We start from the raw sequence: 19,185 nt of genomic DNA, 5'->3' as shown, positions 1-19,185 counted from the left end.
GTAGGCCGCCGAGCATCGGCGCGCTCAGGCCAGAGCGGTCGTCAAGACGTGGTCGTCGTCGAGCTCGGGCAGGAACCAGGTGCGCACGGCCTCGGTCGAGAGCGCCAGCACCTGCCACCAGGCGGCGTCTGATCCGGGCCAGGGCGATCCGGGCCAGGGCGAGCCCGGCCACGGCGACCCGGGGCCGACTGCCTCGGCGAGCAGACGCACCGCCTGCCGGCCGTGACCCGCCCGGGCCGCCGCGCTCGCCGCGTCGGCCACGACGCTCTCGATGTTGTGCACGACCCGTGCCCGGTGAGCGGTCGTCATGGAGTCGCTGTCGCCGAATGCTCCCGCGGCGGCTTCGAGCTCCCGGCGGAGTTGCGCGATCTCCCGCGGTTCGACGTCGGGCTGCCCGATGGCCGACGGTCGGGTGTGATCGGGTGTACCTCGAGCCATGTCGGACCCCCCTCAGAGCAGACGCCACCCGAGGAGGTCGGGTGGTCAGGCATGTCGGCCTCTCTGCCGACACAGAAAACGTACCACCCGGTATGGTCCTAGCGCGTCTGCCGATCCGCATGTCCCCCGAAGGCTGAGTCGACGCTGAGCCATGACGGTCTACCGTGCACGACGCACCCACCGGTGCCACGAACTCAGCACGACCGAAACACGACGAACGGGAGACACCATGTTCCAGGGATCCGACAAACTGCGCGACAGCATGCAGAAGGTGCTCGTCGACCTCATCGAACTGCACGTCCAGGGCAAGCAGGCGCACTGGAACCTGCTCGGCAGCAACTTCCGCGACCTGCACCTCCAGCTCGACGAGATCGTCGACGCGGCCCGCGGATTCTCCGACGAGGTGGCGGAGCGCATGCGCGCCGTCTACCTCATCCCCGACGGCCGCACCTCGACGGTCACCAAGTCGACGAGCCTGCCCGAGTTCCCCGAGGGCCCCGTCGAGACGACCGACGTGGTCGACCTCATCGTCGACCGCATGTACGCGGCGACCGACACGATGCGAACCGTGCACGACGATGTCGACGACGAGGACCCGACGACGGCCGACATCCTGCACAGCATCCTCGAGCGCCTCGAGCAGCTGGCCTGGATGACGGGTGCCGAGAACCGTCACCCCGAGAAGGACGCCCGGTCGAAGGGCACGCGCGACCGTGACGAGAAGGCCGCCGCCGAGGGCCTCGACCGCGTCGGCGCCGTCGCCAACTGACCCCGACCACCGAGCCGACCATTCCAGGAGGGCACCGTCATCCGGAAGCGCGACCCGCGCCTCCGGGACGGTGCCCTCTCTCGTCGAGAGGACGCACCATGACCACCACGTACGACCACGTCATCGTCGGCGGCGGCATGACCGCCGACGCCGCCGCAAAGGCCATCCACGAGTCGACGCCCGACGCGACGATCCTGATCGTGAGCGCCGACGTCGACGCTCCCTACACGCGCCCCGCGCTGTCCAAGAAGCTCTGGACCGACCCCGACTACACCCCGGCCGACAACGACCTGTCGACCGAATCGGAGTCGGGCGCCGAGCTGCGTCTGGACACCCGGGTCTCGTCGATCGACCGCGCCGCGAAGACGGTGACGATCGAGGGCGGGGACACGGTCGGCTACGGCACGCTCCTGATCGCCACGGGTGGGCAGCCGTCCACGCTCGACCTGCCCGACGACGATCGGGTCGTGTACTTCCGGACGGCCGACGACTATCGCCGTCTCCGCGCGCTGTCCGGAGGCGGTCGTCACGTCGCCGTGATCGGCGGCAGCTACATCGGCACCGAGATCGCCGCGGCCCTCGTGCAGAACGACACGCGGGTGACGCTCGTCTTCCCCGACGACGTGCTCGGCGCCTCCGTCTTCCCCTCCGTCATCGCCGACCGCTTCGAGAAGGCCTTCGAGGAGGCACGGGTCGAGTTGGCCCGCGGCCGTCGCGTCGAGAGCGGCGCGGCCGACGACGCGGGCGTGCACCTCCGCCTCGACGACGGCTCGACACTCGACGCCGATGCGGTCGTCGTCGGGCTCGGCATCGCGGTGGACGATTCGCTCGCCGCCGACGCCGGTCTCACCGTCGATGACGGGATCGTCGTCGACGACCGACTCCGCACCTCCGACCCCTCGGTCTTCGCGGCGGGGGACGTGGCGTCGTACCCGGACGCGATCCTGGGACGCCGTCGCGTCGAGCACGTCGACAACGCGAAGTCGCAGGGACCGGTCGTCGGTCGCAACATGACCGGCGCGGACGAGGTCTACGACCACACGCCGTACTACTACTCGAAGGTGTTCGACATCTCGTACGAGGCGGTCGGCACGCTCGACGCCTCTCTCGAGAAGGTCGTCGACGACAAGGACGACGACAAGGCGGTCGTGTACTACCTCGGCGAGGACGGCTCGGTCGCGGGTGTCCTGCTCTGGAACGTCGAGGAGGCGCGTGATGCGGCCCGCACGACGCTGGCCGCCGGTGTCGTGCCCCGGGACGAGCTCGTCGGGCGGATCTAGCCGCCCACCCGCCCAAAAACGGCGAACCGACGTGAGAAGTCACGTCGGTTTGTCGTTTCCGCGTCGCTCAACCGAACAAGAACGGCGCGCGGCCGGCCCGGTCGAGCTCGAGGGCGAACAGGCCGCCGCTCTCGGGGTAGCGAGCGAGCTCGTCGGGCGAGAGGTTCTCCCGGGCCGACAGCACGAACAGGGTGCGCAGATCGGCCCCGCCGAAGCCGATACCGGTCAGGTTCGGCACCGGGAACCCCACGCGCTCGATCTCGTCGCCGGTGCGGTCGAGGTGCACGACGACGCCCTCGCCGTAGATCGCGCCCCAGAACTCGCCGCGCTCGTCACGGGCGAGACCGTCGTGGGCACCGCCCGACGAGAACGGGACGAGCTCGCCCAACTCGCCGTCCGCGTTCCACGACGCGCGGTAGATCGTCTCGGTGCCCGTGTCCGTCAGGTAGATCTCGGAGCCGTCGTCGTTCCACTCGAAGCCGTTCGTGGTCGCGAAGTCGTCGCGCAGCAGCGTCACCGTGCCGTCGGGTGCCACGCGGTAGAGGCGTGCCAGGGGTTCGCCCTCGGGGTCGACCGCTCCGACGACGAAGGCGCCGAACGGGTCGCACTTGCCCTCGTTGAGACGCAGCCTCTCGTCGGCGTGCTCGACCGTGGCGATCGTCGTCTGGCGTGACCCGTCGTCGTCCATCACGAGGATGCGGTCGTCGAGCGCGGCGACGAGCCCGCCTCCCCGGCGGCGCTGGAAGCTCGGCAGAGGCGGATCGATGACGACCATGCGATCGGTCAGCCCGTCGGCCGACGTCCGGTGCAACGCTCCCGCGGTGATGTCGGTCCAGAGCAGTTCTTGGGCGTCGACGTCCCAGACGGGACTCTCGGCCAGCTCCGCCTTCGCGTCGTAGAACAGGCGGGGCTCGGACGGTGACGCGGGTGTGGGGCTCATCTGTCCGGTCTACTCGCCGGGTCGTGCCACTGGTGGCGTTCCCCCCTCGCGGGCGAGGGTGGCAGGTCGTAGGTTGTCACTCCAGAGGCACGGCTCGCGCCGTCGCCAGAGGAGCAGAGGAGGCTCGATGACCGACCCCACGTCCGCCCGGTACCGCCGTCTGCCGTCCGAGGTCGATCCGTCGCAGTACGTCGTCGAGATCCCGTCCTTCGTCGACGACCGACCGGAGGCGGCGGCTCCCCCGCCGGCCGCCGCGCCCGAGCTCGTCGCCGCGACGCAGCTGGCCGAGGGCTACGGCGGCCGCCGGACCATCCGACGCACCCAGGTCCGGACCGGCCTCTGGCTCGCCGGCGTGCCGATCGTGTGCCTCGTCGCCATCGCTGTGGTGCAGATCGTCCTCGCGGGCTAGCGCACGTCGCGAACCTGCTCCGAGCCGATCACCTGTCCGGGGTCAGCGCCGCGTCCTGAACTCGGCCGCGAGCAGCCAGACGAGATAGGCCCCTCCGATGACGACGGTCACGACGCCGACCGGCACCGTCACGGGCAGAGCGTGCTGGGCGACGAGGTCGGACGACGAGAGGAGGAGCGCCCCGGTGAGGGCCGCCACGGGAAGGGAGATGGACGGAGCGCGCGTGAGCCGTCGTGCGATCTGCGGGGCGGCGAGTGCGATGAACGCCACGGGACCGGCGACCGTCGTGGCGACGCACACGAGGGCGACGCCGATCGTCAGAGCCACGCCCCGAAGGAGCCCCACCCGGACCCCGGTGACGGTCGCGAGGTCGTCCCCCAGTCCGAGCTGACGCAGGCCTGCGCCGAGGCGCGGAACGACCGTGAGGATGGCCGCGATCAGAACGGCTGCGACCCCGACCCTGGTCGCGTCCACGCCGGACAGCGTCCCCGCACCCCAGGCCGAGGCGAACAGCGCGGTGTCGAGTTCGACGTGGAGGAGCAGCCACGTCCCGAGGGACGCGGCCATCGACGAGATGGCTATCCCGACGACGATGAAGCGGAACCCACCGGCTGTCGTGCCGCGGGCCAACACCCCGATGACCAGCGCTGTCGCGAGCCCTCCGGCGAGCGCGCCGATCGTGCGCGACTCCCAGGACGGTCCGATCAGGACGAGCGCACCGAGCATTCCGACGAAGGCGCCGTTGGACAGACCCATGAGGTCTGGACTCGCCAGGGGATTTCGGGTCACGGTCTGGAAGAGCGCTCCGGCGATGCCGAGAGCGATGCCGACGATGGCGGCGGCGGCGAGGCGGGGCAGTCGCCACTCGAGCACGACCGTACGCGGCAAGCCGGTGGTGCTCCCGGTGGCGACGCCGACGAGATCGGGCAGGGAGACGCGGTAGTCGCCCATCGTGGCTCCGACGGCGCTCACGGCGACGATCGCGAGAGCAAGCACGGCGCCGACGGCCACGGCACGGCGTCGGCCGCGTCGGCGTCCGGGGCTGAGGTGACGACGCCGGACCGCGGTCGACGGTGGGGTGAGGACGGGGGTCATAGTCCGGTCACCCCGCGTCGGCGCTTGACGAGCACGATGAGGACGGGCGCGCCGACGAACGCGGTGACGATACCCACGGGCATCTCGGCCGGGAGCACGAGCACACGCCCCGTGATGTCGGACAGCAGGACGAGAACGGGTGCGACGACCATCGACCACGCGACGATCCGTCGGTGATCGACCCCGACCCCCCAGCGCACCACGTGGGGGACCATCAGGCCGACGAACGAAATGGGACCGGCGATGGCCGTCGCCGTCCCGGCCAACAGCGTGATCGCCGTGAGGGTCATCAGCCGTGTCCGCGTCAGGTTGACGCCCTGCCCCTGGGCCGTGTCGTCCCCGAGAGCGACTGCGTTGAGCGCCGGTGACACGATCACGGCGAGAAGCACTCCCACCACGAGGAACATCCCCGACGGGACGAGCACGTCGAGGCTTCGTCCCAGGAGGCTGCCCGCGGACCACCCCAGGAGCCTGTCGAAGGCATCCGGGTTCGTGAGCGTGAGGCCCGTCGTGATGCCGGACAGGACCGCGCCCGCGGCGAGCCCCGCCAGGGTGAGTTTGACGGGAGACGCACGACCACGGCCCGATGAGCCGAGCAGGTAGACGACGATGGTCAGCACGAGGGCACCGGCATAGGCGAACCAGACGTATTGGCCGACCTGACTCACTCCGAAGAAGACGACTCCGAGGGCGACGGCGGCAGCCGCCCCCGCATTGACACCGAGGATTCCAGGGTCCGCCAGGGGGTTACGGGTGAGGGCCTGCATGAGGGCTCCCGCTCCCCCGAGGCCGATCCCGACGGCGATGCCGAGGACGGTCCGGGGCAGACGTTGCTGCCACACCACGAACTGGGTCTCTCCCGTCCCTGCCCCCCACAGGGTCTCGATGACCGCTCGCCCACTGAGCCCGTTCGCCCCGACCATCAGGGACGCCACGATCGAGAGGACGAGCGCCGCGGCGGCGACGACGAACCACGCACCGATGCGCGCGCGAGACGAGGCTCGGCGGCCAGGCGGCCTGCGAGACGCCGATGCAGACGCGACGGCTGCCTCGTCCGTCGTGGACCTCACCGGCTCTGACGCAGGATTTTCTCGATGTCGTCGAGAACGACCGAGCCGCCCAGGGGGCCCACCCCGGTGATCCACGATGCCTGGTCGACCAGGTGGAGGTGCGGGAACGCTGCCGGGTTCGCGGCGACCGCGGCCGGGATCGTCGACTGGTCGTCCACGTCGGTCGTCGTGACGAACACCTGGTCGGCCGTCGCCTCGAGGACCTTCTCGGGCGACAGGTCGACGGAGATCGATTTCTCCCAGTCGCGTTCGGGCGTCGTGAAGCCCACGCACTCCAGCGTGCTGCCGGCGAACGACTCGGGGCCGTAGAGCGTCAGCAATCCGTCTCGAGGCCGGATGAGCTGCGCCGTCGTACCCGCCACGTCGAACTCCGATGCGATCGTGTGGCAGCGCTCGTCGTAGTCCGACAGCAACGCCTTGGCCTCGCCGGCTCGGCCCACCGCGTCACCGACGAGGGCGACGTTGTCCTTCCAGGGATCGGCCTGCGAGGCGAGAAAGACGGTCGGTGCGACCGAGGTGAGTTGATCGTAGAGAGCGGCGTGCCGTGACTCGGTCCCGATGATCAGATCGGGCGCCAGCGATGCGATCTTCTCGACGTCGGGCTCGGTGACCGTCCCCACCGTCTCGATCGCGGCGGCCTCGGCTCCCAGATAGGACGGAATGCCCGCGGCGGCGTTGAGCACGGCAGCGCCGACCGGCATCAGGCCCAAGGCGACGGTCGTGTCGAGGGCCACCGGCTCGAGCACGACGACACGCGACGGCTGTGCGGGGACTTCGATCTGACCCTTCGCGTCCGTGACCGTGCGAGAACCTGCCGCCGCCTCGGTGCTCCCGCTCGCCCCTACCGGCCCGGTTGAACAGGCGGAGAGCACCACCCCCGCGACCGCCACCAGGACGGCCGCGAGGAGGCCCCGGGACCGACGACGGATCAGTGCCGCTGACGAGGTGAGATCTGAAGGACGAGAGGGAGAATGCACGGAACAGCCTTTGGTCGAGCTTGGGGGAACCTAACGATGATAGGTAAGCCTAACCTAATTAATGACGACGCGGGCCTTCCCGCCAATAGCCCTGCGCACTCAACGCCTCGGGGTCGATACCGGCATGGAGCAGCTCCGTCTTGATCCGGGCCACGGCCGTGCTCTCGGTCGCGACCCAGGCCGCGAAGTCCGCTTCTGACGCCGAGGCGGCGCCTGCTCCCCCGGCCAACCACTCATCGATGGCTCTGTGCAGAGCGTCCCCGGGCCTCCGGTCTCGGCGAAGAACGACTGACACCTGGATGCTCGGCGGGGCCGCGTCGAAGGGCGGGCACGAGGTCATCGAGTCGGTTTCGAAGAAGACCGCCCCGATCGCGTCCGACGGAAGCGACGCGAGGATGGCGCTCATCGCGGGCTGGGCTGCCTCGTCCCCGGCCAACAACACGCGGCGAGGCGGCACCCGTGGCCGCCATTGGATACCGTGTTGACGATCATCCGCACGGACGTCGGGCCCCGAGATCAGGAGCCGATCCCCGGGACGGGCTCCGACAGCCCAGCGACTCGCCGGACCGGCCGGCTCGTGGACGAAGAAGTCGATGTCGATCTCGTGGTCATCGGGGCGAATGCTCCGAGGCGTGTAGGTCCGCAGGGGGTGTCGCGTCTCGATGGGAAGCCCCAAGACGAGCGATCGCCACTCGGAGACGGGCAGTCCGTCGACGTCGCCGGCCAGAGGCCCGCCCCAGGAGCCTCCTTCGGCGGCTGGATTCGGGCGAGGGAGCACGATCTTGATCCGCTGGTCCAAGCCCCACGGCGCGAACAGCCGCAACGACTCAGCATGCAGGGTCACGCGCCGAAACATCGACGAGATCTGCTCGACCCGCGAGACGCTCGTGTCGAAAAGTCGGTAGGGGCTCACCTCGACGCCAAGAGACACGGTGAAAAGGGTATCCGTGCATGACGTCCCTTCCGGCGCCCAGGCAGAGGCTCCCGCTCAGGGGACGCTCTCCCCCACAGCAAAGAAAGACCACGGCTCCAATCCGGTGCCAGAAGGGCCAAGAACCGAGGAGGCGCGGGTCGAGCCGAATTCCCTGGCCAGGTAGTCCTCGAGGTTGTCGCCGTAGACGATGACGTCCGTCTGGTGCACCGAGAACACGGGTGATCCCGGGCCGAAGGGTGCGGCGGGCAGATAACGGTGACCGTAAAGAGGTCCGAGCTGCGGCTAGGCGCCGGGGCAGCGCGCCGTCAGCGGCCGTCTCGGCCGAGGCTCAGGGCCTGCTCGAACGCAGTGCGCGTCGCCTCCACCAGAGCTTCGGATCGCGGGGCGGTGACCTGAGCCGTCGCATAACAGGCCAGGGCCAGGTGGCCCGCGAACTGCGCGACACCGTCATCCCACCCGCGTTCGACCAGGAGCGCACCGAGCCGTCCGGCGATGAGCGACGCTTTCACCGCGCTGCGTCCCTGCAGAGCGGCGTGGCGCTCGACGAGCTCTTCGTGCCGGCGATACTCCTCCGGGTCTTCGGAGATGTGCGCGCACATCCGGAGAACGAGCGGCTGCAGAGCGCTGACCGCGTCGCTGGCAGACCGGCGATCGGTGGCCGGTACGCCGATGTTCTCCACCGTCAACGAGGCCAGCAGCGCCTCTTCGCGCGCGAAGACCACCTCTTGTTTATCGCCGAAGTGCCGGAAGAACGTCGTCCGGCCGACTTCGGCGCGCTCGGCGATATCGGACACCGAGACGGCGTCGAAGCCGTGCTCCGCGAACAACTCGCCCGCCGCCTGCACGATGCGTTCGCGGGCGGCTTTCTGCTTACGTTCGACGAGAGAAGGAGACGACGGCACGTCGGCAATCTATAGCACCGCGTACGTTTTAGCACTCCAATCAAAACGGTCTTGCGTTCGCATTGGTACGCAGTACCATTTAATCGATGGCCCGCTCGGGCCGACGCACGCAAGAGGACTCACCATGGACACCGCAGACCGCCTGGACATCGCCGAAACGCTGAGCTTGGTCGGGCACGTCTTCGACGACGGCAGATTGGACGAGATCGACACCGTCTTCACGACCGACGTCGTCTACGACATGAGCGCCCTCGGCATGACGGTGATCTCCGGCATCGAGGGCGCGCGTGAGGCCGCAGGGCAGATGGCCGCCCACGGCCCATTGCCCACTTCGTGTCCAATGTCGTCATCGTCGACGAGAGCGGCGACGAGGCGGCCGTCGACTCGAAGGGCCTCATGCTCATGGCCGATCAGACATCCAGTGCGGTCGTGAACCACGACGTCCTGCGCCGCGAAGCAGCCGGCTGGCGCATCGCTCGACGAGTCATCGTTCCCGTGAGAGCCCACACGACGGCCTGAGCACGCACCCGAGACCGTCGCAAGGTTCGCGCGGTCGGGTGGACGCCGTGCACCGCATCGTGATCCGCTTCTGGTCGTCGATCAGGTGATGAGCGCGATGCGAAATGCACGCAGGTTGCACCAGATCCGCCATGATGACCGGAGCGGCCGACCCCTCGACGCCGCTTCTCGAAAGCGTGGAGGTAGCTGCTGTGGTTGGTTCGCTGGTCACTTTCGCCCTGTTCGGAGCCGCCGCCTGGGGATTCATCCTCTTCAACGTCGGCGCCAAACGAGGCCGCTGGCGGACCGTCTACACCGGGCTCGGCGCCTGGTCCGCGGCAACACTCATCGCGGTCATCGTTTCGGCGTTCAGGGGCGAACTACTCGAAGGAGTCTTCGCGGCAATCTTCTTCCTCACGTCCGGCGGCCTCTGGACCCGTGTCATCCTGCACAAGCGGCGAATGGCTGCCCTCCGACGATCGAAGCGCCCGGCCTGACGCTGGGAACCGGCTTGCCGAGGGCAGCAAGATCGTTTCGGGTAGCAAGCGTCGACCTGCGCAGTTCGGGACTGTGGGTTGACGTCCGTAGGCGGGGTGACCATTCGGAGTGGTCGTCCCGTCTACGATCCGCTCGACGCACGAGACGCAGCACCACGGTCTCCCCTTTGCGGCGAACCATCCGTTTATTGCGCGGCGTCGAACTTGCTTCACACGACGACAGAATGGATTCGGCCATGTCTGCACCCGAACTTGCCCCACCCACGCCTCCGACGAGTGCCCGTCTGCCTGCAACCCCGGATGCGCCACCCGTGACCCTGACTCTTCCACGAACGCCTTACCCGGTGACGATCACGTGCACGGCAACGAATACGTGGGCTGTCACAGAGGTCTTCGCGGAACAGCAGGTCAGCCACGGGTTCTTGACGCTTAAAAACGGAGCGTTCAGCATCAAGACCACAGCCGGGACACGGAAGCACTACCAGTTCTGGCAGCACGCCATCATCGATGAGCTCCGCCGCGGGTAACCATATGAGGGCCTGGCGGGAGCTCGCGATCCGCGGGAATATGTAAGCACGAGCAGTGACTTTTTTGAAAGAGTGAATGGAGCACACCCGACGTGCTCAATTCATCCCCGTTCGCCTCAACCAGCGGTATGCCCACTCGGCGCGTCCACTCGTCGGCGGTGCGGGGTTGATATTTCCACTTGTCCGAGAAGTGAGTCCTCATGGCCTTGGCGCCCGAACATAGTCATTTCATCGTCGCCGTCAACGAGCGGTTGGACGCCGTCACCCGCCGCACCCTCGTCAAGCGATGGAAAAGAAAACGCCTCACCGACGAGCAACGACGGACATCAGCTGAATACTTGTTGCTCAAATTGGCGGGACAAATCAACCGTGACCGCCGCGGTCCAACCGCAAGCAACCGCATCTCTCGAGAAGAACTGACCCACCTTCTCGGCCGGGACTGCTTCGTCCACGATCTCGAGGACGCCATCAGCAAACTCACGATCGAGCATGCCTAACCCCGACTGACACACCGTCACGAGATCAGGTGCGCGCCGGCGCCCCCTGGTTGGAGTGCGGGGGTCTTCGGTCGGTAAAGCGAAGCCCCCGCACAGCCATCGCTCGACAGAAACTGGATCAGGAGATTCCTGGAGCGAGAGCCCCATTTCGGGGAGCACCTGAAACGCGTCAATCTAAGCGGACCTGCGACCGTAAGACCAGTCCTCATTAACGACGTCGTCCGATACCGCTGCCGGGCGTTCGCAACCGGTGCGAGCAATCACGAACATGAGGACTACTAGGGAGGACGAGTGCACCGGAGAAGTGGCATTGAACACGGAAGGTTGCTACAAATTGCTTCTCGAGCCCGCTCGTAGGCGTTGATTCCGGAAGTTCGGCCCGGCACACGAGTAGCGTCTACCGGTGTCTCCGCGAGGCCCCTACGCCTCGTGATCCGACAAGCAGCTCATACGGTTTTCCCGACACACGCTGCTCGGAGACAACGGCACCCCTTCGGCCCGAACCGGAGGGGTGCCACTCGTTTATCTCGACGTCGAGCATTCGTCATGCCGTTCATGTCGTGCTGGAGTACCTTCTCCTGCGATTGCAGGCAAGGAACGATCGCCTGCGAACGGGGTACAGGATTCGGGTCCCGTGCCTCGAGGTGGGGCCACCGCATTTCGGGAATGCGATGCCGGCCCCACCTACCCCGCTCATCAGCCCATAACGGTCAGCACTAATAGTCAGTCCTGGACTCGTCTTCCATCGCTGCCGGTGTCTCGACAGTGGTGGGGCTTGTGCGCTCTCGGGTAGTTGTTTCGTAGCTGCGCAGTTCGGTCTCGGCTCGTTTAGCGAATGTGGCGAGGGTGTCGAGCGGGATACTGCTCGCCGCTTTCGGGGCGATGTTGTGTAGGCAGAAAGTTCCGATCACATCGCCTGAGCTGGCATAGAGGGGGTGGCCTGCGTAGAAGCGGCTGCCCGAAATGTCGATGAAGGGGTTCTCCTGGAACCGAGGATCGGATCGCGAATCCGACACGATTAGGGGCGCATCGGTGGCGGCGGCGACGTCGCAGTACGTCAGCTCTCGAGGTATCCGTCGTGGCAGCAGGTTCGTGTGGACGCCGTACCAGAGCGTTGATCCATCGAGCAGCGTGACCACAGCCAGATCCACCCCGAACGCTTCCCGTGCTTCATCGGTGAGGGCTCTCAGCGTTGAGGAACCACCGGTGGCAGCGTTCTTCACGAACGTCTCCGCCCCCGACCATGCCCATGAATCCGGTGTCGCCGGCGCCAGATTTGGAGCCTCTGGCTCGTTCTGACGGACTTCGTCCAAGACCGGGATGAGGTGCTCAGCGAGACTGATTGCGCGTTGCCGGTACGTGTCTGCCGAGCCGAATGGCCGGTCTTCAGAGAAAACGACCGCCTCCAACGGATGGAACGTGATCCCGTCACGTCCCGCAACCACCCCTTCGGTGATGGTGTTCAGCCGGCCGGCGTGCTTCTGAGCGATTCCGCCGAGAAAGGAGTCGAACGCGGTGATCGAGCGAACCGGCTGAATGCCTGCAATAAGAATTCTCGTGGACTGTTTAGACCGCTGGCTCAGGGTGTCCAGGAGGGCGGTCATGCTTTTTTGCCAGGCCGTCTCGGGTGTGAGGCGGGCGGCATCGTTCAGCCCGATCATGACCACGACGGCGTCGTAGGTAGCGAGGTCGTGTTCTCCGAGCCATGCCGTGGCGGATGCGGCGTTCATCATCTCGTGGCCGATGAAATGAACCGTCGCCGGCCGTCCGGTTCCCAGGTCGATCTCCCTCGCGAGATGGCCGGTCAGCGACAACGCGTATGTGCTCACTCCCCATCCGTAGGCGGGCCCACTGCCTAGAAGGAGTACCCGGTCAGGGTTTTCCCCTGGGGTCGTCACGGTCGGCTCATCCATCGGAGAGGGCAAACCGCCAAGCTCGAACAACAACTTCCGGTACCAAACCCGCATCACGGGCCGCAAAAGCCTTTCCCACATCAGCCGACTCCCCTGCCCGCGCCCGAGCCGCACCTACGCGTGCGTTGAATCTACAGACCTACCAGGCCTAAGCAGCAGCCCCAATCCGGGACGCCCAAGACGCGACCACACGAAGCATGCCCACGACGGAACCGTCCCCGGTCGGCGATCTCTCGACTCATTGCACTACCCCATCTCCGACCTCCCCCTACAGGGGGACGACCGACTACTAAACAACGGAACCCGGTCATTTCTAACCGCGTGAAAAGCGGCGACTTTTGACGGAGATGGGCCCGGATTTCCGGATGGGTCGCTGATCATGCGCAGAGGCGTCCGATAGACGATCCCCTATCGGAACGGGCAGTTAGCCACTTGTGCCGCGCAACGTGCGGTCCACGTCAGCTTTTTTTAGGCTCGTTCTTTTGAGCTAGGGCAAGAATGGCCTTGAGGTACGGACGGTCTTCTTCTTGAACGTCGGGGTCCAGTTCGTTGAACGGGCGCAGCGAAGAATGGGTCGGCTCATAAGCGCTCATCCAGGTCGACCAAGCGTCGTGAACATCTTCGAGCGTGGTGCGGTGGCCTCGAACAAGCACGAGCAGCGCATACAGCCGGTATAGCTCGACCGCATGTTCCTCAGGCCGCGCATCTTTGGGCAGCTCAAGGCGGACAGTCTCAGCGAGTCGGTCGATGTACGTCATAGCCAAGCCCATAGTCCCACGAAGATATTTGCGAGCAGGAACACAATTGGCACGACACGCTCAATAGTTCCCAGCTCGGCGTAGCGCCCCCTCCAACCTGCGACCCGATCTTTCTTGAGCGAGTTCCATTCGTCGGTAAACGGGTGAATGTGGAAGTGGTCGACCTCCATCTTCAAGATGACCTCGAACTTCGCCGTGTTCAACTGCCTGTAGCTGCGAAGCTGCAACCACCACGCAGCGCTGACCACCACTCCGATCGCAGCCAGAAGGGTTGCGCGGAGGGGGTCGAGTCCGGGGGCTGAGCTATTTAGCCCGAGGAAAGCGGGGACCCCCAGAAGCAGCGTCTCGATGCTGAGGTAGAACTGGTTCGCCAAGCCTCGGCGTGCGGACACTCGATCGGCCATCTCAACGCTCATGGCGTAGAGACGGCTGGCCTCTTCAGCCGTCGATGGTTCCGTCACCTGTTCCCTGCGATCAAAAGCTTCAGATTGGGCCAAGTCCAGTTGTAAAGACTGTCGCTCGTAAGTGCTGAGGTGGGCTTGGTCGCGCCGGCTCGCCCAGTCAGCAAGAAGTAAGGGACGGCGAGCTCCCGGGCTAGGTCTAGCTCGACATTAACGCCTGAAGCAGTGTTGGTGTGCTGACCGCAGAGAACAACCACCTGATCACTTCGTGAGATCCGGTTACGTGCGTCGGCGCGCCAACCTGAGCTGGCGACCTTAATCGACCAATCCTCCACCTCAAACGGGCTGTCCGGATTACGGGCCTGGCCTATCAGGAGGTTCTTTAAGTCGTTGTCATTGTCGTAGTCGAAGCTCACAAACACCCGCTGCGCCATAATCGATTTCCCCTCGTTGCGACGACAGTAGCCGCAGACCTAGACGCCTACAACCATGCGGACGGTGGGCTGTCGCTACACCAGGTGAGGAGACTCGTTGACCGCGCTAGTCCTGAAGTAGCTTCAGTTCATCAACTAGGAGTTCCGGTACGGCGTCGATGGCCGTATCCAAGAGAAATTCGACTTTCGAAGCGATGGAGCTCTGTTCTATCGACAGAGTTCGCATCCATCTGCTTGGGGTGTATCGAGCCAGGATTGATAGTGCGTGGAGGACGAGCCACCAAGTCATTAGTGGTCGTAGTGGACTGCTCTCGCCCTCGAGACTCGGAAGAAGCACGCTGCTCCCCCTGTAGCGCGTGGCCCCCTTCAACGTCAGCGATCCATGCGACCCGTCGACGAAGCAATCGCGGTTCGGAACAGACAACAGGCAGTACCCCTGGTTGTGGCTCCATCGGACCTCCCGGTTTTCCGCCGGAACCGCGAACGGAGCTAGAGCCGGATACGGAGCTAGAGCTAGCCTGACGTCGTCTCCGGTCATGTCTGAACCTGCCTGATAGCCAGGGACTTCGACTTCAACATCGACGGGAAATGTCGCCGACCCGTAGACGCGGACATCATGCAGGGGGCGCGGGAACGCCTCTGCCTCACGGAATGTCATGGTGTAGTCGACGAGCTGATTTACAAGTGCGCCGAACTCAACGGACACGAAGCTGTGGGGCGAGCCCGTCGCGATAGAGACGCGCGAAAATAGGTCTCGCTTGGAAGTTTCGAGCTTTGTCTTCGTTCTCCACAACTCATCTGAGGCTCCGTCTTGGAATTTGATTCCGTGGCCGGATGCTTCCCAAGGGCAACCAGTGTCGGGTCCAAGAGCCGTCGCCCCTGCAGCCAGAGCACGGCCAGCCTGAGACAACCCGTAGAAAAGGTTGAGAGGTCGACTCTCGTAGCCGATTTGCTGGCTAGCTAAGAACTGCTGCTGGGCCTGCTCCAAGGCCATGTGGAACTCATTGCGGCGCCGAAGGTCCGAGTCGAGCGTCGCTCGAAGATGACCCGTCGGCTCAGCCCTCAGCGACCGAATGTCACGCCACGCCTCAGCCGCCGTCATCGTTCCCATTGCGTACATGGTCTTGGCCATGTTCTAACCGTAAGGGCAGCTGTGACGCTTAGAGCTGTGGCCCTCTCTGAAGCGCGCGGTAGAGGGTTGAGCGAGCCACGCCGAAGAGCTCAGCGATCTCGCTCGTCGTGTGCTCGCCGGTTCGGTGCAGCTGCACAAGGTGCTTCTCTTGGGAGGCGGTCAGCTTGGGCTTGCGGCCGCGGAGCTTGCCGGCGGCCTTCGCGATGGCCATGCCCTCCCGGGTTCGGGCTCGGATGAGGTCGGCCTCGAACTCGGCAACCATGCCGAGCACGTTGAACAGGAGCCGGCCGACGGGGTCGGTGGGGTCGTAGACCGCTCCCCCGAGGTTCAGGGCGACCCCCTTCTTCGTCAGCTCGTCGGCGATGTCCGTCGCGTCGCGGAGAGACCGAGCGAGACGGTCGAGCTTGGTGACGACCAGGACGTCGCCGGCACGGCACGCAGCCAGCGCTTCGCGGAGGCCCGGCCGGGCTCAAGTCGTGCCCGAGAGCCCATGGTCAACATGCACGTGTTGATCGTCAACACCGAGCGCTGCGAGACCATCACGTTGTGCTGCGAGGTCCTGTCCCGAGGTTGAGACGCGGGCGTATCCGATGAGCATCCGACGGCTGTAGCGTTTAGACCCCCGCCACCGGGCATTTTTGCGGGACAGGCATACGCGAATCCACAGTTCAGAGACCACTTGACCTCAGCCGGCCGAGACACGGCCCGACAGGTGTCCCGATGAACGACCGCCTATCGGGCGCGGCCTTGACGCGAGATCTCATAGTGCACGGATCAGCGGCTCCGCAACATGCACGCCAGGTGACACAGTTATGTCTCAATGAGTAGCCACCGAGCAATCGAGCGCGGGAAATTCGTCATTAGCTTGATTGCATCTGTCACACTCATTTTTTGAACGGAATTTGCGGCTGGTCAGCGAGCGATAGCCGCAGGCGATCGCGGACCAGCACAATTTGGCGGCAGCGGGCGAGCCTCCCCCGAGACCTGTGTCGAGCGCACCGCGATGGAGCCAGATGCTCCTCCAGGTGGATGACAGCACTCCCTGGAGCGGGTCGACTCGACGCAAGACCTCAGACGTGGCGAAGGCCCGCCTCCCGGCAACCGCGCTCACCGCCGGCACTCTGACGAGCGTGCTGCTGGCTGCGGGGCCCGTGCTGCTGATTCACGACGCGCTCGAGCAGCACGGTGCGACCATGGACGGGTCCAAGATCGTCGTCCCCGCCGTGTGTTCGGCGTTCACAGTCCTCCTGATCTCGCTCACTGCCTGGCATCGATCGTTCGCAGGCCATCAGAGCTGGGTCACGCCCACGAGAAGTCGTCAGATCGCGGCACTCGCCGGTCTCGTTCCGATGATGGCGCTCCTGGTGGGTGTCGCTGCGGCCCTTTTCGCGAGAGCACTGGCCCCGCCCGCTCCGGTGATCGCCGAGACGATACTGCCTCTCACACCCGGTATCTCCGTCACCGCGCTCGGCGTCCTGACCGGCAACCTCAGCACGCGACGCCGAGGCCGGCTCCTGGGCGCAGTCGGTCTCGGGGTCGGGCTCGTCATGACACCGGCTCGCGAGCCGACTCTCGCCGGGTGGATGTTCCTGTGCGTCTGCCTCGTCGTGACTAGCGAGACGCTCCGTCCGCGGCGCCCGAATCGGGGCACAAACACGGCCCGCTGCCGCAGAAACGGCTGCGAGCGCGGGCGCGGCCCGGCCCGGCGGTCCACCGTAGAGATGTGACCGACACCCTCGAGAACTCCGACGCGACCACGACCGACCCCTCAGGCACGACCGGCGACCGCGGTGAGGCCGCCCAGTACGGTGCCACGATCGGCGCGGCCGGCGAGTGGCACCGCCCCGAACCGCGCGACGACGGCTACGTGCCGCTGCGGTCCTACGGCGCGATCGGCGACGGGCGCACGGTCGGCTTGATCGCGCGCGACGGGCAGATCGACTGGCTGCCGATGCCCGACCTCGACAGCGACCCCGTCTTCTCGGGCATCGTCGACGCCGGCAAGGGCGGTCGCATCGAGCTGCGTCCGGTCGACGACGACTTCGAGGTGCAGCGCGAGTACGTCGAGAACACGAACGTCCTCGTCACCCGGTTCCGCACCTCCTCGGGGGTCGTCCAGATCACGGACGCCCTCGTCACGGGTGTCGCCGGCCGACTGCCCTGGGCCGAGCTCGCCCGTCGCATCGAGGGCCTCGAGGGCTCCGTCGAGATGCGCTGGGCGGTCATCCCCGGCAACACGTTCGGCACGCACCCGATCCGCCGCATCGACACGCTGCACGGTCCGATCCTGCGAGCCGCCGACATCAACCTCGCGCTCGTCGGCTTCGAGCACGGCCGGCTGGACCCGACCGAGCCCGGCGACGGCGAACCCCATGGAGGCCCGCTCCGGTTCTGGGGCGAGTTCACGACCCACGAGGGGTCGCGTTCGCTGCTCTGCCTCTGCGGTGTCGAGGACGAACCGCTGCACCTCCCCGACCCGCACGTGGTCGACCAGGGCATCGACCGGACCATCCGCAACTGGCAGAACTGGTCCGAGGTCTTCAACTGGGACGGCCCGTGGTCGGACGCCGTGCAGCGCAGCGCCCTCGCCCTCAAGCTGCTGATCTACAGCCCCACCGGTGCCATCGCGGCGGCGGCGACCGCCGCCCTGCCGGAGAACTTCACGGGCGAGAAGAACTGGGACTACCGGTTCGCCTGGGTGCGCGACCTCGCCTACACGGTGAACGCCCTCATCCGCTTCGGCCTGCGCGAGGAGACCCAGGCCGCCGTGTCGTGGATGCTGTCGGCGCTCAAGGCCAACGGCCGCACCATGCACATCTTCTTGAACCTCGACGGCAGCGTGCCCGACGGTACGCACGAGACGGGCTCCGAGGGCTGGCGCGGCATCGGCCCGGTGTACAAGGGCAACCCGGCCGGCGACCAGCTGCAGCTCGGCACGTTCGCCGACATCCTCGCGATCATGAGCCAGTACGCCGCCGACGGCAACATCCTCGACGAGTCGACGGGCGACCTCCTCGCCGGGTTCGCCGACGATGCCTGCCGCCGCTGGCAGGAGAAGGACTCGGGCATGTGGGAGCTGCCCGACGAGCAGCACTACGTCAGCAGCAAGATGGGCTGCTGGCAGGCCATCGACGCGGCCCTGCACCTGACCGAGGTCGGCCAGATGCACCCCGATCCCGAGGACGTCGAGTTCTGGAAGAAGAACCGCGACCTCATCAGAGAATGGGTGGCCGAGCACGGCTGGTCGGAGGAGCTCGGCGCGTACGTGATGTACCCGGGCAGCGACAAGCTCGACGCCTCCGTCCTGCTGCACGCGCCGAGCAATTTCGACCGCGGCGAGCGCATGTCGAGCACGATCGACGCGATCCGCCGCGAGCTGGGTGCCGGCCCGCTCGTGTTCCGCTACAGCGACGTCGACCAGGAGGAGGGCACGTTCGTCGCCTGCGCGTTCTGGCTCGCGAGCGCTCTCGCCTGCGTCGGCCGTCAGGACGAAGCGGTCGCCCTCATGGACGAGCTCGTCCAGCAGCCCAACGACGTGGGCCTGCTCACCGAGATGATCAGCGCCGACGACGGGCAGTTCCTCGGCAACGTGCCCCAGGGCCTCAGCCACCTCGCACTCGTCAACGCGGCCATCACCATCGACGAGATGGGCCGCGAGGGCACGACCGACGACGAGGAGGCGCAGTGACGGTCGACGAGGCGTCGGTCGCTCCC

At 66.4% G+C, this 19,185-nt stretch carries 19 protein-coding genes and 2 pseudogenes; 8 read left to right on the top strand and 13 right to left on the bottom strand.

Features of this window, described 5'->3' with window-relative positions; genetic code table 11:
* Positions 1–24 precede the first annotated feature (24 nt).
* Positions 25–438, bottom strand: a complete 414-nt coding sequence (locus tag ACPEEZ_RS05430; protein WP_423923573.1) for a hypothetical protein — start codon at positions 436–438, stop codon at positions 25–27.
* A gap of 229 nt (positions 439–667) precedes the next feature.
* On the opposite strand from ACPEEZ_RS05430, the gene ACPEEZ_RS05425 reads away from it, so the two are divergent.
* Both ACPEEZ_RS05425 and ACPEEZ_RS05420 read left to right on the top strand, forming a co-directional pair.
* On the top strand, positions 668–1,207 hold the full coding sequence (locus tag ACPEEZ_RS05425) for a Dps family protein (protein WP_423923571.1): 540 nt from the start codon (positions 668–670) through the stop codon (positions 1,205–1,207).
* Positions 1,208–1,305: 98 nt separating this feature from the next.
* Positions 1,306–2,487 (top strand): NAD(P)/FAD-dependent oxidoreductase, encoded by a 1,182-nt coding sequence (locus tag ACPEEZ_RS05420; RefSeq protein WP_423923569.1) that lies wholly within the window; start codon positions 1,306–1,308, stop codon positions 2,485–2,487.
* 67 nt (positions 2,488–2,554) lie between these two features.
* Here the strand turns inward: ACPEEZ_RS05420 and ACPEEZ_RS05415 are convergent, their stop codons facing one another.
* Positions 2,555–3,427 carry an SMP-30/gluconolactonase/LRE family protein gene (locus tag ACPEEZ_RS05415; protein WP_423923567.1) on the bottom strand — a complete coding sequence of 291 codons (873 nt, stop codon included), beginning with the start codon at positions 3,425–3,427 and terminating at the stop codon, positions 2,555–2,557.
* Between the two features lie 127 nt (positions 3,428–3,554).
* Here ACPEEZ_RS05415 and ACPEEZ_RS05410 point away from each other — a divergent pair, with 127 nt between their 5' ends.
* Positions 3,555–3,836, top strand: a complete 282-nt coding sequence (locus tag ACPEEZ_RS05410) for a hypothetical protein (protein WP_423923565.1) — start codon at positions 3,555–3,557, stop codon at positions 3,834–3,836.
* A gap of 42 nt (positions 3,837–3,878) precedes the next feature.
* Here ACPEEZ_RS05410 and ACPEEZ_RS05405 read toward each other — a convergent pair whose 3' ends face one another.
* The 5 genes from ACPEEZ_RS05405 to ACPEEZ_RS05385 form a co-directional block, all read right to left on the bottom strand.
* The gene (locus ACPEEZ_RS05405) at positions 3,879–4,931 is read right to left on the bottom strand and encodes a FecCD family ABC transporter permease (protein WP_423923563.1); all 1,053 of its coding nucleotides are present in this window, start codon (positions 4,929–4,931) and stop codon (positions 3,879–3,881) included.
* Positions 4,928–6,001 (bottom strand): iron chelate uptake ABC transporter family permease subunit, encoded by a 1,074-nt coding sequence (locus ACPEEZ_RS05400; RefSeq protein ID WP_423923561.1) that lies wholly within the window; start codon positions 5,999–6,001, stop codon positions 4,928–4,930. The genes ACPEEZ_RS05405 and ACPEEZ_RS05400 overlap by 4 nt, the downstream gene beginning before the upstream one ends.
* Positions 5,998–6,747 carry an ABC transporter substrate-binding protein gene (locus ACPEEZ_RS05395; protein WP_423923559.1) on the bottom strand — a complete coding sequence of 250 codons (750 nt, stop codon included), beginning with the start codon at positions 6,745–6,747 and terminating at the stop codon, positions 5,998–6,000. The genes ACPEEZ_RS05400 and ACPEEZ_RS05395 overlap by 4 nt, the downstream gene beginning before the upstream one ends.
* A 289-nt stretch (positions 6,748–7,036) precedes the next feature.
* Positions 7,037–7,909, bottom strand: a complete 873-nt coding sequence (locus ACPEEZ_RS05390; protein WP_423923557.1) for a siderophore-interacting protein — start codon at positions 7,907–7,909, stop codon at positions 7,037–7,039.
* 308 nt (positions 7,910–8,217) lie between these two features.
* Entirely contained in the window at positions 8,218–8,814 is a 597-nt protein-coding gene (locus ACPEEZ_RS05385; protein ID WP_423923555.1) for a TetR/AcrR family transcriptional regulator, read from the bottom strand.
* Between ACPEEZ_RS05385 and ACPEEZ_RS05380 the strand changes: the two are divergent.
* The 3 genes and pseudogenes from ACPEEZ_RS05380 to ACPEEZ_RS05370 all read left to right on the top strand — a co-directional run bounded on the left by ACPEEZ_RS05380 (position 8,759) and on the right by ACPEEZ_RS05370 (position 10,833).
* Positions 8,759–9,333, top strand: a pseudogene (locus ACPEEZ_RS05380) (nuclear transport factor 2 family protein). The gene ACPEEZ_RS05385 and the pseudogene ACPEEZ_RS05380 overlap by 56 nt on opposite strands.
* A 131-nt stretch (positions 9,334–9,464) precedes the next feature.
* Entirely contained in the window at positions 9,465–9,809 is a 345-nt protein-coding gene (locus ACPEEZ_RS05375) for a hypothetical protein (protein WP_423923553.1), read from the top strand.
* A 727-nt stretch (positions 9,810–10,536) separates the two neighbouring features.
* Positions 10,537–10,833, top strand: coding sequence for a hypothetical protein (locus tag ACPEEZ_RS05370; RefSeq protein ID WP_423923551.1), 297 nt, complete (start codon positions 10,537–10,539; stop codon positions 10,831–10,833).
* A 716-nt stretch (positions 10,834–11,549) separates the two neighbouring features.
* On the opposite strand, the gene ACPEEZ_RS05365 is transcribed toward ACPEEZ_RS05370, so the two are convergent.
* The 6 genes and pseudogenes from ACPEEZ_RS05365 to ACPEEZ_RS05340 all read right to left on the bottom strand — a co-directional run bounded on the left by ACPEEZ_RS05365 (position 11,550) and on the right by ACPEEZ_RS05340 (position 16,069).
* Entirely contained in the window at positions 11,550–12,746 is a 1,197-nt protein-coding gene (locus ACPEEZ_RS05365) for a GAF domain-containing protein (protein ID WP_423923549.1), read from the bottom strand.
* Between the two features lie 458 nt (positions 12,747–13,204).
* Positions 13,205–13,504: a DUF7701 domain-containing protein gene (locus tag ACPEEZ_RS05360; protein ID WP_423923547.1), complete on the bottom strand. Its 300-nt coding sequence runs from the start codon at positions 13,502–13,504 to the stop codon at positions 13,205–13,207.
* The gene (locus ACPEEZ_RS05355) at positions 13,501–14,001 is read right to left on the bottom strand and encodes a RipA family octameric membrane protein (protein WP_423923545.1); all 501 of its coding nucleotides are present in this window, start codon (positions 13,999–14,001) and stop codon (positions 13,501–13,503) included. Before ACPEEZ_RS05355 ends, ACPEEZ_RS05360 begins: the two co-directional genes overlap by 4 nt.
* The gene (locus ACPEEZ_RS05350; RefSeq protein WP_423923543.1) at positions 13,962–14,339 is read right to left on the bottom strand and encodes a TIR domain-containing protein; all 378 of its coding nucleotides are present in this window, start codon (positions 14,337–14,339) and stop codon (positions 13,962–13,964) included. The genes ACPEEZ_RS05355 and ACPEEZ_RS05350 overlap by 40 nt, the downstream gene beginning before the upstream one ends.
* A 106-nt stretch (positions 14,340–14,445) precedes the next feature.
* A complete protein-coding gene (locus tag ACPEEZ_RS05345) occupies positions 14,446–15,471 on the bottom strand; it encodes a YaaC family protein (RefSeq protein ID WP_423923541.1) in 1,026 nt (341 codons plus the stop codon).
* Between the two features lie 28 nt (positions 15,472–15,499).
* Positions 15,500–16,069, bottom strand: a pseudogene (locus tag ACPEEZ_RS05340) (recombinase family protein).
* A gap of 427 nt (positions 16,070–16,496) precedes the next feature.
* Here ACPEEZ_RS05340 and ACPEEZ_RS05335 point away from each other — a divergent pair.
* The gene (locus ACPEEZ_RS05335; RefSeq protein ID WP_423923539.1) at positions 16,497–17,198 is read left to right on the top strand and encodes a hypothetical protein; all 702 of its coding nucleotides are present in this window, start codon (positions 16,497–16,499) and stop codon (positions 17,196–17,198) included.
* Entirely contained in the window at positions 17,195–19,159 is a 1,965-nt protein-coding gene (locus ACPEEZ_RS05330; RefSeq protein WP_423923537.1) for a glycoside hydrolase family 15 protein, read from the top strand. Before ACPEEZ_RS05335 ends, ACPEEZ_RS05330 begins: the two co-directional genes overlap by 4 nt.
* Positions 19,160–19,185 lie beyond the last annotated feature (26 nt).

The organism is Frigoribacterium sp. 2-23, from assembly GCF_049601585.1.
Classification (GTDB): domain Bacteria; phylum Actinomycetota; class Actinomycetes; order Actinomycetales; family Microbacteriaceae; genus Frigoribacterium.
The sequence above is the reverse complement of the archived record's forward strand: the minus strand, read 5'-3'. Positions and strand labels throughout refer to the sequence as shown.

Coding starts and splice junctions, on each gene's coding strand:
- ACPEEZ_RS05430 (WP_423923573.1), bottom strand. CDS start 438: ATGGCTCGAGGTACACCCGATCACACCCGACCGTCGGCCATCGGGCAG.
- ACPEEZ_RS05425 (WP_423923571.1), top strand. CDS start 668: ATGTTCCAGGGATCCGACAAACTGCGCGACAGCATGCAGAAGGTGCTC.
- ACPEEZ_RS05420 (WP_423923569.1), top strand. CDS start 1,306: ATGACCACCACGTACGACCACGTCATCGTCGGCGGCGGCATGACCGCC.
- ACPEEZ_RS05415 (WP_423923567.1), bottom strand. CDS start 3,427: ATGAGCCCCACACCCGCGTCACCGTCCGAGCCCCGCCTGTTCTACGAC.
- ACPEEZ_RS05410 (WP_423923565.1), top strand. CDS start 3,555: ATGACCGACCCCACGTCCGCCCGGTACCGCCGTCTGCCGTCCGAGGTC.
- ACPEEZ_RS05405 (WP_423923563.1), bottom strand. CDS start 4,931: ATGACCCCCGTCCTCACCCCACCGTCGACCGCGGTCCGGCGTCGTCAC.
- ACPEEZ_RS05375 (WP_423923553.1), top strand. CDS start 9,465: ATGATGACCGGAGCGGCCGACCCCTCGACGCCGCTTCTCGAAAGCGTG.
- ACPEEZ_RS05370 (WP_423923551.1), top strand. CDS start 10,537: ATGGCCTTGGCGCCCGAACATAGTCATTTCATCGTCGCCGTCAACGAG.
- ACPEEZ_RS05365 (WP_423923549.1), bottom strand. CDS start 12,746: ATGGATGAGCCGACCGTGACGACCCCAGGGGAAAACCCTGACCGGGTA.
- ACPEEZ_RS05360 (WP_423923547.1), bottom strand. CDS start 13,504: ATGACGTACATCGACCGACTCGCTGAGACTGTCCGCCTTGAGCTGCCC.
- ACPEEZ_RS05350 (WP_423923543.1), bottom strand. CDS start 14,339: ATGGCGCAGCGGGTGTTTGTGAGCTTCGACTACGACAATGACAACGAC.
- ACPEEZ_RS05345 (WP_423923541.1), bottom strand. CDS start 15,471: ATGGCCAAGACCATGTACGCAATGGGAACGATGACGGCGGCTGAGGCG.